We start from the raw sequence: 16,442 nt of genomic DNA on the forward strand, positions 1-16,442 counted from the left end.
AAACCAGCCTCACAACGCCCATCACCTGCTGTGGGGTGGTCGTAAAGATCTCGACACACGACAGAAACGACGGCGTCACGGCCACGCCGTAACGTCTGCTGACATGACCACCCCTCGCGAGATCCTCATCATCGGAGGAGGCCCGGCCGGGCACCGCACGGCCGACGCCCTCCGCGCTCGCGATCCCGAGCTGACCACCCGCATCACCGTCGTCTCCGAGGAGACGCATGCGCCCTACGATCGGGTCGCCCTGAGTCAGCGCCTGCACGAGGCGGTCGATCTGTCGCTCCGGCCGCAGAGCGAGTGGCACCCCGACCATGTCGCCGTCCTCTCCGGTGTGCGAGCGACAGCGATCGACACGGTCGGGCACGTCGTCGAGACGGATGACGGGCGACGCCTGCCCTACGACGAGCTCGTGCTGGCGACGGGATCCTCGGCTCCGGTTCCCGACATCGCCGGATCCGAGCAGATCCGCGTCTACCGGACCATCGACGACGTCGACTGGCTCCGTGACGAGGTCGATCGCCTCGCGGCGGCACTCGGCCGCGCCCCCCGGGTCGTCGTCGCGGGCGGCGGCCTGCTCGGGCTCGAGGCCGCAGGCGGTCTCGCTGCCCGGGGCGCCGAATCCGCACTCGTCCACTCCGGACCATGGCTGATGTCGGCGCAACTCGACCAGGGCGCCGGTCAGGCACTCGGCCGGGTGATCTCCGCGAAGGGGATCGCCCTGCACCTCGGCACCCGGCCCCGCGACCTGCAACTCGCCGCCGACGGCGTCACAGTCACCGGCGTGCGGCTGAACAACGGGCAGAAGCTCGACGCCGACCTCGTCGTCTTCGCCATCGGCATCAGCCCTCGCGACGAACTCGCCCGCGCCGCCGGCCTCGACCTCGGACCCCGCGGCGGCATCGCCATCGGAACCGACTGCCGCACCTCCGTCGCCGACGTCTTCGCCGTCGGCGAGGTGGCGTCGTTCGAGGGTCGCTGCACCGGGCTCGTCGCGCCCGCCAACGCGATGGCCGAAGTCGTCGCCGACCGGCTGCTGGGCGGCACCGCCGAGTTCACCAGCATCGACGACGCGACGAAGCTCAAGCTCGCCGGCGTCGACGTCGCCAGCTTCGGGGATGCGCTGGGAGCGACAGAGGGAGCGCTCGAGGTCGTCTACGCGGATCCTGTGCGCGGCGTCTACCAGAAGCTCGTCGTGACCGACGACGCCAAGACGCTCCTCGGCGGTATCTTCGTGGGCGACGCCAGCCCGTACTCGCTTCTGCGGCCGCTGCTCGGAACCGAGCTCGCCGACGAACCCGGCGCCTACCTCTCCGCGGCCGGCGGCGACGGGCCGGCGAACACGGAACTTCCCGACGACGCCCTCGTCTGCTCGTGCAACAACGTCGCGGCCCACACCATCCGCGACGCCGTCCACGGCATCGGCACACCCGACGGCGACGCCTGCACCGAGCTCGGCCCCCTGAAGACCTGCTCACGGGCCGGGACGCAGTGCGGATCCTGCGTGCCGCTGGTGAAGAAGATCCTCGAGACGGAGCTGGCGAAGTCGGGCCTCGCCGTGTCCAAGGCGCTCTGCGAGCACTTCCCGCTCTCGCGCCAGGAGCTCTACGAGACCGTTCGCGTCACCGGGCTGACCTCCTTCGACGAGATCATCTCCACCTACGGGTCGGGCCGCGGCTGCGACATCTGCAAGCCGGTCATCGCCTCCATCATCGCCAGCCAGCATCAGGGCTACATCCTCGGCGAAGGTCGGGCCGGCCTCCAGGACACCAACGACCGCGCCCTGGCGAATCTCCAACGCGACGGCTCCTACTCGGTCGTGCCTCGAATGCCAGGCGGCGAGGTGACGCCGCAGAAGCTCGCCGTGATCGCTCAGGTGGCCATCGACTACGGCCTCTACACGAAGATCACCGGCGGACAGCGGATCGACATGTTCGGGGCGCGCCTCGACCAGCTGCCGGACATCTGGCGTCGGCTCGTCGACGCCGGCTTCGAGTCGGGGCAGGCGTACGGCAAGGCCCTCCGCAACGTGAAGAGCTGCGTCGGCTCGACCTGGTGCCGGTTCGGCGTCCAGGATGCCGTCGCGATGGCGGTTCGCCTGGAACTGCGCTACCGCGGCCTCCGCGCACCGCACAAGTTCAAGTTCGGGGTCTCGGGCTGCGCCCGCGAGTGCGCCGAAGCCCGCGGCAAAGACGTCGGCATCATCGCCACCGACAAGGGCTGGAACATGTACGTGGGCGGCAACGGCGGCTACCAGCCGGCCCACGGGCAGCTACTCGTCGCCGACCTCGACGACGAGACGCTCATCAAGTACATCGACCGCTACATGATGTACTACATCAGGACCGGCGACCGCCTCCAGCGCACCGCCCGCTGGATCGAGGAGATGGACGGCGGCCTCGACCACGTCCGCGAGGTAGTCGTCGACGACTCGCTCGGATTGGCCGCCGAACTCGAGTCGGCCATGGCGAAACACGTCGACAACTACGAAGACGAGTGGGCCGCCACCCTCCGCGACCCCGAGCGCCTCCGCCGCTTCCGCACCTTCGTGAACGCCCCTCACGAACCCGACCCGAGCCACGTTCGCGTGCCGACCCGCGGCCAGGTCCGGCCGGCCAGCGACGCCGAGAAGGCCGACGGCCAGGGAGTCCTCCTCTCCGGCCCCCGCATCCCGATGCGGTCCGACCTGTGACGCTCGGCCGCGTCATCCTCGTCGGCGGCGGCCCCGGCGACGACGACCTCCTGACCCTCGGCGCCGTCAAAGCCCTCGCCCAGGCCGATGTGGTGCTGTTCGACCGTCTCGCGCCCCATCGACGTCTCGCCGAGCTTGCCCCTCATGCCGTTCTCATCGATGTCGGCAAGACACCGGGGCACCACCCCATACCCCAGGCTCAGATCGAGAAGCTGCTGGTCGACCACGCGGGCGCAGGATCCTGCGTGGTCCGCCTCAAGGGCGGCGACCCGTTTGTCTTCGGTCGCGGTGGTGAGGAGGTTCTGGCCTGCCGCCGGGCCGGGATCGAGGTGTCGGTGATCCCAGGCGTCTCGAGCGCCGTGGCCGTGCCCGCCGCCGCCGGTATCGCGGTCACCCACCGCGAGGTCAGCCGGATGTTCACGGTCGTCTCGGGCCACGCGCCCCTCAACGAGACCGAGCTCAGAGGACTCGCGGGGCTCGCCAGCACGATCGTGGTCCTCATGGGCGTGTCCAACCTGCCGCAGATCACCCAGGGACTCATGAGGCACGGACTGTCGGCGGCCACTCCTATCGCCGTCATCGAACGCGGCTACACCACCGAACAACGCTCGCTCTTCTCCTCGCTCGACCGGATCGTCTACGACGCCGCGGCAGCCGGAGTCACCTCGCCTGCCGTGCTCGTGATCGGCGAAGTGGTCGCTTTGGCGAACCGGGACGACCCGAACTGCACGTTCGTCCTCGACGCGGCGACATCGCTCGCTCCACTGGAATAGCGGCCATGAACGATGTCCCCTCCGGCGGCGAATCGGCCTCGGTCGGCTTCCGCTCCGACCAGCTCGACGGCTTCCGCATCGGCGTCACCAGCGACCGCCGGTCGGCCGATCTCATCGACGCGCTCAAGCGACGTGGAGCGACGGTCCTCCACGCACCGACCCTGACGATGGCCGACAAGGTCGACGACGACCCCATCCTCGCTGACACCCGAGCGATGATCGACACCCGACCGGACGTTCTCCTTGCCACGACCTCGTACGGAATACGCCGCTGGTTCGAGGTCGCCGATGCGGGGGGTCTCGGCGACGAGCTCGTCGAGGGCCTCGCCGACACCACCATCCTCGTACGTGGCCCCAAAGCCCGAGGCGGGATCCGAGCCGCCGGACTCAACGACACCGGCATGAGCGACCAGGAGACGACCGCGAGCCTCGTCACGAAGACGCTTGCGGACTTCCCGGAGCCGAAGACCGTCGCCATTCAGCTTCACGGCTACACCGACGAGCACCAGCTCGACCGGCTTCGCGCCGCTGGCCACCGCGTCCTGACGGTCGCCCCCTACCGCTGGCTGAGCCCGGACACCTCCGACGCCCGTGTCGAGCGGCTCATCGAGGCCATCTCCGGCCAGCAGCTCGACGCGGTCACATTCACGAGCGCGCCAGCCGTCGACGCTCTCTTCAGCACGGCCGAAGCGCTCGGACGGCTATCCGAGGTCGCCGAGGGATTCCGCTCCGCGGTCCTCGCCGCAGCCGTCGGGCCCGTCACCGCCAGCCCATTGATCAGCCTGGGGATCCCCGTCATACAACCCGATCGGTTCCGCCTCGGGGCTCTCATCAAACTCGTCTGCGACGAACTCGAACAGCAGCGAGTCACCCGGATCAATACCCGTCACGGGCCACTCGAGCTCCGCGGCGCCGTCGTCCGCATCGACGGCAAGCGCGCCGTCCTCCCTCCGACGGCCCTCGCGCTGCTCCGCACCCTCGTCACCGCTGGCGGAGACGTCGTCTCACGGGCCCAACTGGCCGCCTCGACCCCCGCACTCCTCGACGACCACGCGCTGGAGGTAGCCCTGAGCCGCCTCCGGCAGACGGTGAAGGTGCCGGGGCTCGTGGAGACGGTCATCAAGCGCGGATATCGACTGGCCCTCTGAGGAGCGGTCAGCATTGCCGCCGAGCCCCCGGCGTTCGCTCCGTTCGGCAATTCAGGCCACAAGCAGCCCGGCACCCATAGACCAGCGGCGCTCAGCCCATCCGCGCGTCTATGACCTGAATTACCGCAACAGCCGGCCAGCTCCGACCCCGGCCCGGCCACCGCTCACGTGGGTGCGGCAATTCAGGCCACAAGCGGCCCAACCCCGTGAGACCAGCCGCGCTCAGCGAAGCCGCACGTCTATGACCTGAATTACCGCAACAGCCGGCCAGCTCCGACCCCGGCCCGGCCACCGCTCACGTGGGTGCGGCAATTCAGGCCACAAGCATCTGCGCCCCGCAAAACCGGCCGCGACCGGCCCAGGCTGACGGCTATGGCCTGAATTGTCACCCGGGGCCGGGGCCGGGGCCGGGCGCAGTGGTGAGCGACCGGCACTCACCCGACGTCGACGACGACCCGACCTGAAGTGACCGTGACCGAGAGCGGCTGCACGCCGACAGGGCTCGTCAGCGTGACCATTGAGGTGAGCATCTCGGCTCGGGGCAGGCAGGTCGACACGCTGCGCGCCGAGTTGTACGCGGCGACGAGGCAGAGGTGGCCCGAGTCGATGCCCTGGCCGATCCAGACGCGCCAGCGGAGCACGGCCGAGCCGGCGCGCGGCTGCCCATCGAACACCAGGCGATAGGAGTCGCCGGGGTAGGCCGAGCCCGAGCCCGACTGGTACCCCAGCGGAAGGTCGGACGGCTGCTGGGGGCGGGCGAGCGCACGACCGAGGTCGGAGTCGGCTTCGGCGCGAGCCAGCGCGGTGGCGGAGGTAGTGACGGCGTTGTGCTGAGCTAGCTGCATCCCGGCGGTGACGCCGCCTGCGACGAGCAGCACGCCGATGCCGGCGACGAGGGCCATTCGGCGACGCGAGGTCCGAGGGCGCGACGCTACCGGAGGAGAGGAGGAAGACGGAGTCCCGGCATCAGCAGGAGCGGAAAGCGGCGCGGAGGGCAGAGAAGCCGCCGCATCCCACGCCTTGAGCCGCGCGAGCGCCAGGCGGGCCTCCTCGGGTGAGGCGCCCGGCGAGTAGGCGGCACGCTCGAGCTCGGCCCGATGCTCCTCCGCCGAACCGCCGGAGACCACGCCGCCCACCGCTACACCAGAAGCCAGACGAACCGCTGCGGCCCGAGCACCAGCGGCTGCCGCAGATCGTACGTCTCGCCCGACACCGCGTCGATGGCCGAGGCGGGCATGCCCGACAGGGTCAGCGCCGAGACGGTCGCAGCGTCGTCCCCGAAATTCGCCAAGACGAGCACAGACGCAGCACCAGCCCCAACACCACCCCCCGGCCGCATGAACCCCAGCACCCGCGAGTCGTGCGTCTCGAACGGCACGAGCGCCCCGCCGGCCATCGCGGGCAGCTCAGCCCTCACCGCGAGGAGCCACCGCACCCCGGCGTAGATCCGGCCGGAAGCGCTCGCGAGATCGTGTCGCTCGGCGTACCGCGCCCCGGGGTAGGGAGGTCGGCCCGACCACCGGCTGTCAGCGGCTTTTCCGGGATCCTCGAGGTAGCTCGAATCGTTCGTCTGCCCGACCTCGTCGCCCAGGTAGAGCAGCGGGATCCCGACGGTCGAGAGCACGATCGACTGAGCCAGAAGGATCCGCCGGATCGCCCCCTCGGGGTCGACCTCGATGCCGGCCAGTGACGCCGTCGCCCCCGACACCCGACTGTCGCCGGTCTTCGGGTTGGTCTGAAACGGGGTGCCGTGCGCGAAGCTGCCCTCGAAGCGACCGACGTAGAAGCGGTTCAAGAACTGCCGGTGCGCGTCGGGGTCGATGCCGAGCTGGCGCGCGTCTTCGTCGGCGAAGGTCCAGCCGATGTCGTCGTGGCTGCGGAGGTAGTTGACCCACGCGGTGCCCGAAGGCAGGGCGTGCCGGTGGGCGAGCGCCTGGGAGAGGAGGCCGACGTCGCGGGTGGCGAGGGTGCTCCAGAGCAGCGCCATCTGCAGCGGGTTGTAGCTGAGCTGGCACTCGTCGGGGCTGATGTAGTCGACGACGTCGTCGGGGTGGACGATCGCCTCCGAGAGGAACAGCACGCCGGGGGCGACCATCCGCACCACCGCGTTGAACGCCTGCAACAGCAGGTGCGCCTCGGGGAGGTTCTCGCTCGAGGTGCCGAGTCGCTTCCAGATGAAGGCCACCGCGTCCATGCGCAGGATCTCGACGCCGAGATTCGCGAGAAAGAGCATCTCGCGCGCCATGGCCCGGAAGACGCGGGGGTTCGAGTAGTTGAGGTCGAGCTGGAACGAATGGAACGTCGCCCACGCCCACCGATCGCCCTGCACCGGCACGAAATTGCCCGGGTGGTTGTCGGGGAAGATCTCGCGCGTGGTGCGCTCGAACGCGTCGGGCATCTCGCGGTCGGGGTAGATCCAGTAGTAGTCCTCGTACTCGGGGTCGCCCTCGAGTGCCCGTTGCGCCCACTCGTGCTCGTCGGAGGTGTGGTTGAAGACGAAGTCGAGTGCCAGAGAGATGCCTGCTTCGCGCAGCTTCGTCGCCAGGTCGCGGAGCTGCTCGATCGAGCCGAGCGCGGGCTTCGTCGCCCGGTAGCTCGACACGGCATACCCGCCGTCGGAATTCGGCTCGGGCGCGTCGTACACCGGCATCAGGTGCAGCACCGTCAGCCCGAGCTCCTCGAAGTACGGGATGCGCTCGATGAGATCGGCGAAGGTTCCGGCGTAGAGGTCGACGTAGCAGACGCCGGCCAGGATCCTGGTCGACTCAAACCAGCGCGGGTCACGCTGGCGCTGCTCGTCGAGCTCCTTCAGCTCGTCGGGCCGCGAGTACCAGGCCTCGCGCACGTCGCCCAGCAGCCCGCGAAGGGTCTCGGCGAGCCGCGGGTCGCCTCCGTAAAGACGCCCGAGCAGCTCGCGGAGCCGGAGCTCCTCGACCTCGACCCGTTCTGTGAACCCCTGTCGCTGGGTGGCGGCCACGTCGTTGTGGATCGTCATCGGAAGCCCAGGATCCGCGCCCGGCCGGCCTCTACTTCACCGATCCGGCGGTCAGGCCCCGCACGAAGAACCGCTGCAGCGACAGGAACACGACGAGCGGCACGAGCAGCACGATGAAGGCGCCGGCCGCGACGAGGTTCCATCCCTGGTTGTACTGGCCGAGGAGGCCGAGGAGCCCTTGCTGGAGCACTGGCGAACCGTTGCCCAGGAAGATGTAGGCGACGAGGAAGTCGTTCCACACCCAGAGGAACTGGAAGATCGCGAACGAGGCGAGCGCCGGGATCGACATCGGCATGACGAGGCGCCAGAAGATCTGGAAGTGCGAGGCGCCGTCCACGCGAGCGGCCTCGATGAGCGCGTTCGGCAGGGTCGACATGTAGTTGCGCAGGATGAAGATGCACAGCGGCAGTGCGAAGGCGGAGTGGACGATCCAGGCCGCCGGGTAGGTGCCCGTGATCTGGATGCCCGTCGCCTGGGTGATCGCCTTGTAGGTCTGCAGCACGGGGATCAGCGCGATCTGCACCGGCACCACGAGGAGGCCGACGATCACGGCGAAGTAGAGCTCTTTGCCGCGGAACTCCAAGAAGGTGAAGGCGTAGGCGGCGAAGGCGGCGAACATGATCGGGAGGACGGTCGCCGGGATCGCGACGGCGAGGCTGTTCAAGAACTCGCCACCGAGGCTCTGGCCCGTTCCCGCGCCGGCGCCGTTGAAGGCGTTGACGTAGTTGTCGAAGGTCCAGGCCGAGGTGAACGGCTTGAGGAGCGCACTCCACCAGCCGGTTGTCTGGGCGTCGGTGGTGCTGCGGAAGCTCGTCACGAACAGGCCGATGGCGGGGACCATCCAGAGCACGGCGACGAGACCCAGGATGATCGTCAGCGTGGGGCGCTTCTTGGGGGCGGACGTCTTGGTCATCCGCGCGGCGCGGGTGCCCGTCTTGGTCTTCTGTGTAACGACGGTGGGGACGATCTCGGTCATCGGAGGACCTCCTGCTGACGGTAGGTGCGGACCTGGTAGATGATGACCGGGATGACCGCGATGATGAGGATGACGACGACGGCCGACGCCTTCCCCGGGTTGTTGAACGAGAAGAACTGGTTGTAGAACTCCATGCCCAGCACGTTCGTGTTGAACTGGCCGCTCGTCATCGCGAAGACGATGTCGAAGAGCTTCATGACCGTGATGAGCACCGTGATGAAGACCGCGACGATCGTGGCGCGGATCTGCGGGGCCACGACCCGGAAGAACGCCTGGCGCTCATTGGCGCCGTCGATGCGGGCAGCCTCGATGGTCTCCTCGGGCACGCCCTTGATGGCGGCCGAGAGCAGCACCATCGCGTAGCCAGCGTTGAGCCAGATCACGACGACCATGAGCAGCAGGCTGTTGACGTGGGCGGTGTCGTTCTGCAGCCACGCCACCGGGTCGGCCTTGGTGAGGCCGGTCCAGATGCCGTTCAGCAGACCCACGACGGGCTGGCCCGGCGCCGTGTAGTAGTAGACGAACTGCCAGATCGACGAGGCGGCGATCGCGCTGATGGCCATCGGCAGGAAGATGATCGACTTGAACGTCTTCTCGCGCTTGGGGCCCATGCGGTCGGCGAGGGTCGCGACGCCGAGGCCGATGATCACCGTGACCGCGGGAACGACGATGATCCAGAGCAGGTTGTTGATGAGCGTCTGGATGAACGACGGCGTCGTGAAGAGCGAGACGTAGTTCGACAGTCCGCCGAACGACTGCAAGCCGTACTGGTCGGTCTTCAGAAGGCTCTGATAGACGGTGAGACCCGTCGGAACGAGCAGGAAGACGATGATGAGGAGCAGGACCGGCCCGAGGAACACGTAGGGCAGGAGCCTCGCGTTCCACCTTGTGTTCGTCTTGGCGACGATGAAGTTGAGCCCCAGATAGATGAGGAACGAGACGGCGAGACCGCCGACGACGGATATGAACACGCTGAGGATCTGCACGGGTGACCACCTGACGACGTTGTGAGGGTGCGGAAGAGTGCGGGGGTTAAGGACGACCGGCGATCGCTGTAGGGATACGATCACCGGCCGTCCGCTGGTGGATCAGCTAGTGGCGGGCCACGAGGCGTCGATCGCCTTCAGAGCGTCGTCGAGGCTCTCTTGACCGGCAGTCCACTGGGTGAGGTTCGTCCATTCGGTTCCGGCGCCGACAGCACCGGGCATCTGGTCGGACGCGTCGAAGCCGAAGACCTTGGAGTCGGCGACAGCCTTCTGGGCGACGGTCTGGAAGGGGCTGTCGTACGACGCGGTCGGGAAGTCGTTATGCGCCGAGAGGTAGGCCGACCAGTCTTTCGCGTAGCCGTTCGTGCCGAACTCCTTGCCGACGAGGTAATTGGCGACCTTCTTGATCTGGGGCGTGTTCTTGAAAGCCGACACGAGGTCACCGCCGCCGAGGGTTCCGGAGGTGGCGGCGTCAGACGGGGTGGGCAGCGTGAACGCGTTGACGTTCGACGTGTCGCCCTTGGCGATCTCGGCCTGGATGGCCTTCGGGAAGAAGCCGGTGATGAAGGTTCCCTGACGCATCATGAAGCATTGGCCCTTGGCCTTGCCGCCGGAGACGAACAGGTTGTTGCCCGCTGCGCCGAAGTCGGTCGAGGCCATGGCCTTGCCGCCGCCGTTGACCGCGCCGTCGGCGAAGATCATCGACTCGACCTTGGTCGCGGCCTTCTTGACCAGCGGTGAGTCGAACTTCACCTTGTGCGTGATCCAGTCGTTGTACTGGGTCAGTCCGCCGTAGCGGAGCACGTACTCTTCGAGCCAGTCGGTCATCGGCCAGCCGTTGGAGCCCTGCGACGCGATGCCGACGCACCACGGGTAGCCGGCGCCGCTCGAGATGATCTTGGACTGCAGCGCCTGCAGTTCGGCGTCGGTGGTGGGCACCTTGTAGCCGGCTTTCTTGAAGGCTGCGGGGTTGTACCAGACCAGCGACTTCACGTTGATCGAGTAGGGAAGACCGTAGGTCTTGCCGTTGACCTTCGCGATGTCGGGGAGGCCCTGCGCTTCGTCGGCCGTGACGCTCTTGACGTCGACGAGGTCGTCGAGGGGGACCATGCTGTTGCTGATGAGCGACTTGAGCACACCGGGCTGCGGGAAGATCGCGAGGTCGGGAGCCTGCCCGCCCTTGACCTGCGTCACGATGCCGGTCTGGAAGCTGTTGCTGCCGCTGTACTTGACCGTGATGCCCTGGGTCTTGCCCCACTTGGTCAGGTCGGCCTGGAAGGCGGTGGCCTGGGCACCGGTGAAGGCGCCCGAGATGGTGACCGTGTTGCTGCCGGCCGAGCTACCGCCGCCGCCGGAGCAGCCGCTGAGAGCAAGAGCCGCCGCCGCCGAGAGGGCGACCGCTGACAGGATTTTTTTCTGAAGCCTCATTGCTTCGACCTTTCGTCAATGAAAGTGGTGCAGAACCAAAACGATTTCGCTGGCCGTGACGCTACGCCCCGAACGAGCTTTCCACCAGTCCCGATACGTCACGAAAAGGTAACGGCAGGAGCCGCCACCGACCCGCGCTCCACCAGACGACCGGGAAGACGCTCGACCGAGGCCTCCATGGGTGCATCCTGCTGGAACTGGCGCACCGAGAGCTCGACGGCGCGACGCCCCATCGCGGCGTGCGGCAGAGCCACCGTCGTGAGCCCGGGGCGCAGGGCGGCCGCGACGATGCGGAGGTCGTCGACGCCGACGATCGAGACGTCGTGGGGAATGGTGATGCCCGGTGCCAGCACGACCTCCTGGTAGACCCCCATCGCCATCTCGTCGTTGAAGGCGAACACGGCGGTCGCCCGGTCGGGGCCCCGCCTGGCCTGGGCGATCGCGAACGCCCCCGCAGCGGCATCGGCCGGCCCGGGAACGCGCACGATCTCGCACTCGAGCCCCTCGGCCTCCATCACCTGCCGGTAGCCTTCCTCGCGACCACCGACGGCCGGGACGTCCTCCTCGACGGTGAGGTGCAGGATCCTGCGGTGCCCCGCTTCGACGAGATGCCGCGTCGCCAACACGCCGATCCCCACCTCGTCGGGCACCACGGTCGGGCTCGTCGTGCCCGGGTCGTACGCGTCGACCAGCACCGTGCGCGCCGGGTCGAACTTCTTCGGGAGCGTCACGATGCGGTGCGACGACGATGCGAAGATGAGCCCGTCGACCTGCTGGGCCAGAAGCGCGTCGATCTGGGCGTCTTCGACGGTGTCGCGATTGACGTTGATGATCATGAGCATGAGGCCGAGCTCTGCCGCCGCCTCCTGCGCCCCGACCAGGATCAGGCCGGCGTACGGCGTCGTCGCGATCTCCTCGCTGACGAAGCCGATCAGGTTCGTACGGCTCGACCGGAGCGCGCTCGCGATGCGGTTGGGGGCGTAGCCGAGCTCCGCGGCGATCTGCTGCACTCGCACGCGGGTCTTGTCGCTCACCTTGCCGCGGCCGTTCAGGGCGTGCGAGACGGTCGTGACCGAGACGCCGGCCGCCTCGGCGACGGCGCGGATCCCGAGCTTCTCCTGCCGCATCGCGGTGCCTCCCGTGGCTGAGCCCGCCATCGACGGGCCTTCGCGAAGTGGAGACGATCGGCGAACGGTCGATGTTCGGGGGTGTGTGCACAAGAAGATACGCCATCGGGGGCGCGGGCATCTCGAGAGCGATCGGGGCCGGTCGCACGGCGGGCGTTCGCGGCACCTGCCGAGCTCGACGCGCCTCGGTCGCGCGAGCGACGCGACGCGAGACGGCGTCGACCACGAAGCCGATACCCAGCGCCGCCACGGCCGCGACCGCCGCGCCGAGAAGGGGCTGCTCGTGCAGCCACGCACCGGCGAGGATCCCGATGCCGATCGAGTATCCGGCCCAGAGGGCGCCCGAGATCGCGCTCAGCACCATGAACCGACGCCGCGAGAAGCCACTCGACCCCGCCAGCACATTGACCGCCACCCGTCCGATCGGCACGAACCGGGCGGTGAGGATCGTCGACGCGGAGCGCTCCCGCAGAGTGACCCGCACCCGTGCCAGCAGCCGGGCCATGCGAGGCCGCCTCGTGAACCCGAACCGATCGATGCCGAGGCGCCGCCCGAGCCAGAACGCGATGTTGTCGCCGACGAACGATCCGGCCGCCGCGGCGAGGAGTACCAGCCACGGGTTCGGGGCGCCGGTCGCGAAGCCGATCGACGCCAGCGCGACCACCAGGGTCTCGCTCGGAACCGGCGGGAAGAAGCCGTCGATGGCCACCAGCACGAAGAGGGCGAGCAGGATCAGCGGCGAGGCTGCTCCGGCGAGAAGAAGAGAGGTGAGGGCGTCCACGTCGGATCCGATCTGTTGGTTTTCACGACACCGACGACGCTACGGACGGCCTCGCGAGCGCACGACGGGGCTGCCCGCCCGGTTCGAGTAGGGGTAGCCCTACCTCGGCGGCAGGTCGAGCGGCGGCGGCCGGATCCTTGGCCCCTCGGTGCACCTGGCCGAGAGCCGAACGCCGGCGTCCCCCGGGAGTCCCCCTCATGGCCGACACCCACCTTGGGGGCTGCGGTGGAGCGCTCACTTTGGTTGGATCAAACCAAGAGAACACGGGTGGTGGGACACCCGAGGTCTCGCAGCGGGCCGCGTGGCGCGGCTGAGCTCATGACGTCGGAATTCGGGCCGACGTCAGGGCTCAGTCGCGCCGTACGCCTCGCCTCACGACCGACCGACCTCGAGCCACCTCGACGTCGACCGGATCGGCATCGTGCTTCAGGCAGTCCGCCGAGGCACGGCCCGCCCGCTCACGGCGAGCCCCAGCACCGCCACGGCCGCTGCCACCGCGAAGCACGCCACGAACGCGGCCGGCTCACTCGACCCGCCGAGCAGCCCGAACACGGCGCCGTTCAAACCGAGCACCACCGCGGCCCCCGCCGAGTCGGCGATCGTGAGCGCACTGCTGTTGAAGCCCCGCTCGTCGTCGTGCGAATACCGCAGCACCAGCACCGAGAAGCGCGGATAGACGAACCCCATGCCGAAGCCGGTGATCGTCCAGCCCACCACGATCACGGCCGGGGTGAGATGCCAGAGGGGTGTTGCAACCGCCGAGAGCACTCCGGCGACGATCAGCACCAGGCCGAGCTGGATCCCCGTCCGCTGCGACACCCGCTCGCCCAGCCTGCCGACCAGCCAGCTCGCGAACGCCCAGCTCACGGCACCGAGCGTCAGCGTGATGCCAGACGCGGCCGGCGAGAAGCCGTACTGCGCGCTCAGCAAATACGGGATGAACACGTCGCCCCCGAGGAACGCCGCCCCGGCCAGCCCCCGCAGCAGCACGAGCGTCGGCACCCCGGCGCGGGCCCCGAGCGTGCCCTTCGGCAGCAGCGGCCGCAGCGCCACGGCGAGCACCACGACCGCGGCGATCGTCACGAGGCCGGCCACCACGGGAGGCACCTCCGACAAAAGGTTGAGGCCGACGACGGCGACCGCCGCGGCAACGGACCACAGGATCCGGGAGACGCTCCACGCCACCGGCTCCCCCGCCGGCCCCACCACCCCCTTCAGGGTCGGCACGACCATGCAGAATGCGGGCACCGAGGCCAGCAACGCCCCGAGGAACACCCAGTGCCAGCCCACCGTCTCGGTGAGCGTGCCCGCGATCACCGGGCCGACCAGCCCCGGAATCACCCACGCCGCAGCGAACCCCGCGAACACCGACGCGTGCAGGCGCTCCGGAAAGACGCGCGACACGAGCACGTACAAGCCGACGATCACCGCGCCCGAGCCGAGCCCCTGCACGAGGCGACCCAGCAGCAGGACGAGCATGGTCGGCGCGAGCCCCACGACCAGCAGGCCAACGCCGAAGAGCAGCGTGGACGTGATCACGACCCGGCGCGGTCCGGCGCGGTCGGCCCAGTTGCCGGCGACGACCATGCCGACGAGGCTGGTGGCGAGCGGCGCCGCGAAGGCGAGGGAATAGAGGCTCTCGCCGTTCAGCTCGCGGCTGACGGTCGGCATCACGGTGGTCACGGCAAGGGCCTCGAAGGCCGCGATGCCGATCAGGGCGCACATGCCGAGGGTGGCCAGGAGGTACTGCCTGCTGAAGACGCCGGGCTCGCGCGGGGGCGACTCGACGGCTTCTGTGCTCACGGGTTCAGCCTACGGCGGGGTTGGGGCGCTCGTTCGGTTCGGCAATTCAGGCCATAGCCACGCACCGCCGTGGAGCGCCCCAAGGCCGCGGGGCTCAGCCTCGGCGGGCTGCTTATGGCCTGAATTGCCGACACCCGCGCGCGGCCCGGGTTGCCGACGCGGCCGCGCGGCCCGAGTCGCCCACACGGCCCGCCCCGCCGCACAGCCGCCGAGAGCCCTACTGGTCGCCGACCTTCTTGTCGGCCTCGTCGCGCGCCTTCTGGATCTTGTCGGTGTGCTTGCCGCCGGTGGCCTTGTCGGCCGCCCCTGCCACGGCGTCGAGCAGCTTGTCGCTGACCCCTTCGGCCTTCTCGTTCGTGAGCGCGCCCTTGACCTTGTCGTTGTTCAAGAACTGCTGCGCCTTCTTCGCGATGTCGTCGAATCCCGCCATGATGCCCTCCCGAGCGTTGCTCCGAGCGATCTGCCCGCAGTTTGTCGACACGGTAGACCGCCCCGGCCGCCCGGGTCCTCTCAGCCGACCCCCAGTAAGCTGAGAGCCCGACCTGGAGGGGAGTTCCATGGCCGCCAAAATCCGCACGTACGCACCAATTGCGATGCCCGTACTCGCACTGATCGCCGTCGTCGCGACGTACCACCGTTATCTGTCGACGGGGGTGGCGATTCTCGTCGGCGCAATCCTGATCGGCGCCGTGCTCTCGGCGGTGCACCACGCCGAGGTCGTCGCCCACCGCGTCGGCGAACCGCTGGGCTCGATCGTGCTCGCTGTCGCCGTGACCGTGATCGAGGTCGGCCTCATCATCACGCTGATGCTCGCGGGCGGCAGCGGTACCGAGACCCTCGCTCGCGACACCGCCTTCGCCGCGGTGATGATCACCTGCAACGGCATCGTGGGCCTCTCGCTCTTCCTCGGCTCGCTGAAGCACGGTCTGCCGCGGTTTAATCGCGAGGGCACCGGCGCGGCGCTCAGCGTCGTGGCGACTCTCGCCGGCGCGGCCCTCGTGCTGCCCGCGTTCACCACCGGAGCCTCGGGCGGCCGGTTCACCGGCGTCCAGCTGGCATTCGTCGCCGTCATCGCCCTGGCGCTGTGGCTCGCCTTCGTGTCGACGCAGACGGGTCGTCACCGCGACTTCTTCCTGCCGATCAAGCCGCCGTCCGACGCCCGCCTCGATTCCACCGACTCGGGCGACCACGCCGACCCGCCGACGAACCGGGCCACGATCATCAGCCTCGTTCTCCTGGTCGTGTCGCTGCTCTCCGTCGTTCAGCTGGGCCATGCCGTGCAGCCGAACATCGAGTCGGGCCTCGCCGCCGCCGGAATCCCCAGCACCTTCGTCGGTGTCGTGATCGCGTTCATCGTGCTGCTGCCCGAGGGCATCGCCGCCTCGCGCGCCGCCCTCGGCAACCGCCTCCAGACGAGCCTCAACCTCGGCTACGGATCAGCCATCGCCAGCATCGGCCTCACGATCCCCGCGATCGCGGTGGCCAGCATCTGGCTCGACGGCCCGCTGGTGCTCGGCCTCGGCCCGGTCCAGCTCGTGCTCCTCGCCCTGACTCTGCTCGTAAGCGTGCTTACCGTCGCCCCCGGCCGGTCGACCCGGCTGCAGGGCATCATCCACCTGATCATCCTGGCGGCGTTCGTCTTCCTGGCGATCAGCCCGTAGGCGGCGGGTTCGAAGACCACGAGAGCGCAGGATCCGGCGGCCCCCACTGCGAGCCGCCGGATCCTGCGC

General features: G+C 68.9%; 12 protein-coding genes and 1 pseudogene. 4 read left to right on the plus strand and 9 right to left on the minus strand.

Going from position 1 to position 16,442, the window contains the following annotated elements; translation table 11 throughout:
• The first annotated feature begins 103 nt into the window (after positions 1-103).
• From nirB to ITJ49_RS13470, 3 genes are read left to right on the plus strand one after another with little or no spacing between them, the layout of a single operon-like run.
• Positions 104-2,695, plus strand: coding sequence for a nitrite reductase large subunit NirB (gene nirB / locus ITJ49_RS13460; protein ID WP_194606126.1), 2,592 nt, complete (start codon positions 104-106; stop codon positions 2,693-2,695).
• Positions 2,692-3,468, plus strand: a complete 777-nt coding sequence (gene cobA / locus ITJ49_RS13465) for a uroporphyrinogen-III C-methyltransferase (protein WP_194606128.1) — start codon at positions 2,692-2,694, stop codon at positions 3,466-3,468. Before nirB ends, cobA begins: the two co-directional genes overlap by 4 nt.
• 5 nt (positions 3,469-3,473) lie before the next feature.
• Positions 3,474-4,616, plus strand: a complete 1,143-nt coding sequence (locus ITJ49_RS13470) for a uroporphyrinogen-III synthase (protein ID WP_194606130.1) — start codon at positions 3,474-3,476, stop codon at positions 4,614-4,616.
• A 434-nt stretch (positions 4,617-5,050) separates the two neighbouring features.
• On the opposite strand, the gene ITJ49_RS13475 is transcribed toward ITJ49_RS13470, so the two are convergent.
• From ITJ49_RS13475 to ITJ49_RS13515, 9 genes and pseudogenes are all read right to left on the minus strand, one after another.
• On the minus strand, positions 5,051-5,518 hold the full coding sequence (locus tag ITJ49_RS13475) for a hypothetical protein (RefSeq protein WP_194606132.1): 468 nt from the start codon (positions 5,516-5,518) through the stop codon (positions 5,051-5,053).
• 236 nt (positions 5,519-5,754) lie between these two features.
• Positions 5,755-7,611, minus strand: a complete 1,857-nt coding sequence (locus ITJ49_RS13480) for an alpha-amylase family protein (RefSeq protein ID WP_194606134.1) — start codon at positions 7,609-7,611, stop codon at positions 5,755-5,757.
• A gap of 31 nt (positions 7,612-7,642) precedes the next feature.
• Positions 7,643-8,587: a carbohydrate ABC transporter permease gene (locus ITJ49_RS13485; RefSeq protein ID WP_084816076.1), complete on the minus strand. Its 945-nt coding sequence runs from the start codon at positions 8,585-8,587 to the stop codon at positions 7,643-7,645.
• Positions 8,584-9,573 carry a carbohydrate ABC transporter permease gene (locus tag ITJ49_RS13490; protein ID WP_194606136.1) on the minus strand — a complete coding sequence of 330 codons (990 nt, stop codon included), beginning with the start codon at positions 9,571-9,573 and terminating at the stop codon, positions 8,584-8,586. Before ITJ49_RS13490 ends, ITJ49_RS13485 begins: the two co-directional genes overlap by 4 nt.
• A 102-nt stretch (positions 9,574-9,675) precedes the next feature.
• The gene (locus tag ITJ49_RS13495; RefSeq protein WP_194606138.1) at positions 9,676-11,001 is read right to left on the minus strand and encodes an ABC transporter substrate-binding protein; all 1,326 of its coding nucleotides are present in this window, start codon (positions 10,999-11,001) and stop codon (positions 9,676-9,678) included.
• 98 nt (positions 11,002-11,099) lie between these two features.
• Positions 11,100-12,158, minus strand: a complete 1,059-nt coding sequence (locus ITJ49_RS13500) for a LacI family DNA-binding transcriptional regulator (protein WP_194606140.1) — start codon at positions 12,156-12,158, stop codon at positions 11,100-11,102.
• A gap of 337 nt (positions 12,159-12,495) precedes the next feature.
• Positions 12,496-12,909, minus strand: a pseudogene (locus ITJ49_RS13505) (DedA family protein); the annotation flags it as partial.
• A gap of 426 nt (positions 12,910-13,335) precedes the next feature.
• Positions 13,336-14,712, minus strand: a complete 1,377-nt coding sequence (locus ITJ49_RS13510) for an MFS transporter (RefSeq protein WP_370544521.1) — start codon at positions 14,710-14,712, stop codon at positions 13,336-13,338.
• Positions 14,713-14,929: 217 nt separating this feature from the next.
• Positions 14,930-15,193, minus strand: a complete 264-nt coding sequence (locus tag ITJ49_RS13515) for an antitoxin (RefSeq protein ID WP_370544522.1) — start codon at positions 15,191-15,193, stop codon at positions 14,930-14,932.
• Positions 15,194-15,269: 76 nt separating this feature from the next.
• Here ITJ49_RS13515 and ITJ49_RS13520 point away from each other — a divergent pair, with 76 nt between their 5' ends.
• The gene (locus ITJ49_RS13520) at positions 15,270-16,373 is read left to right on the plus strand and encodes a calcium:proton antiporter (RefSeq protein WP_194606142.1); all 1,104 of its coding nucleotides are present in this window, start codon (positions 15,270-15,272) and stop codon (positions 16,371-16,373) included.
• The last annotated feature ends 69 nt before the right edge of the window (positions 16,374-16,442 follow it).

This window comes from Frondihabitans sp. VKM Ac-2883, assembly GCF_015350875.1.
In the GTDB taxonomy this organism is placed as follows: domain Bacteria; phylum Actinomycetota; class Actinomycetes; order Actinomycetales; family Microbacteriaceae; genus Frondihabitans.

Coding starts and splice junctions, on each gene's coding strand:
- nirB (WP_194606126.1), top strand. CDS start 104: ATGACCACCCCTCGCGAGATCCTCATCATCGGAGGAGGCCCGGCCGGG.
- ITJ49_RS13470 (WP_194606130.1), top strand. CDS start 3,474: ATGAACGATGTCCCCTCCGGCGGCGAATCGGCCTCGGTCGGCTTCCGC.
- ITJ49_RS13500 (WP_194606140.1), bottom strand. CDS start 12,158: ATGGCGGGCTCAGCCACGGGAGGCACCGCGATGCGGCAGGAGAAGCTC.
- ITJ49_RS13480 (WP_194606134.1), bottom strand. CDS start 7,611: ATGACGATCCACAACGACGTGGCCGCCACCCAGCGACAGGGGTTCACA.
- ITJ49_RS13485 (WP_084816076.1), bottom strand. CDS start 8,587: ATGACCGAGATCGTCCCCACCGTCGTTACACAGAAGACCAAGACGGGC.
- ITJ49_RS13520 (WP_194606142.1), top strand. CDS start 15,270: ATGGCCGCCAAAATCCGCACGTACGCACCAATTGCGATGCCCGTACTC.
- ITJ49_RS13475 (WP_194606132.1), bottom strand. CDS start 5,518: ATGGCCCTCGTCGCCGGCATCGGCGTGCTGCTCGTCGCAGGCGGCGTC.
- ITJ49_RS13495 (WP_194606138.1), bottom strand. CDS start 11,001: ATGAGGCTTCAGAAAAAAATCCTGTCAGCGGTCGCCCTCTCGGCGGCG.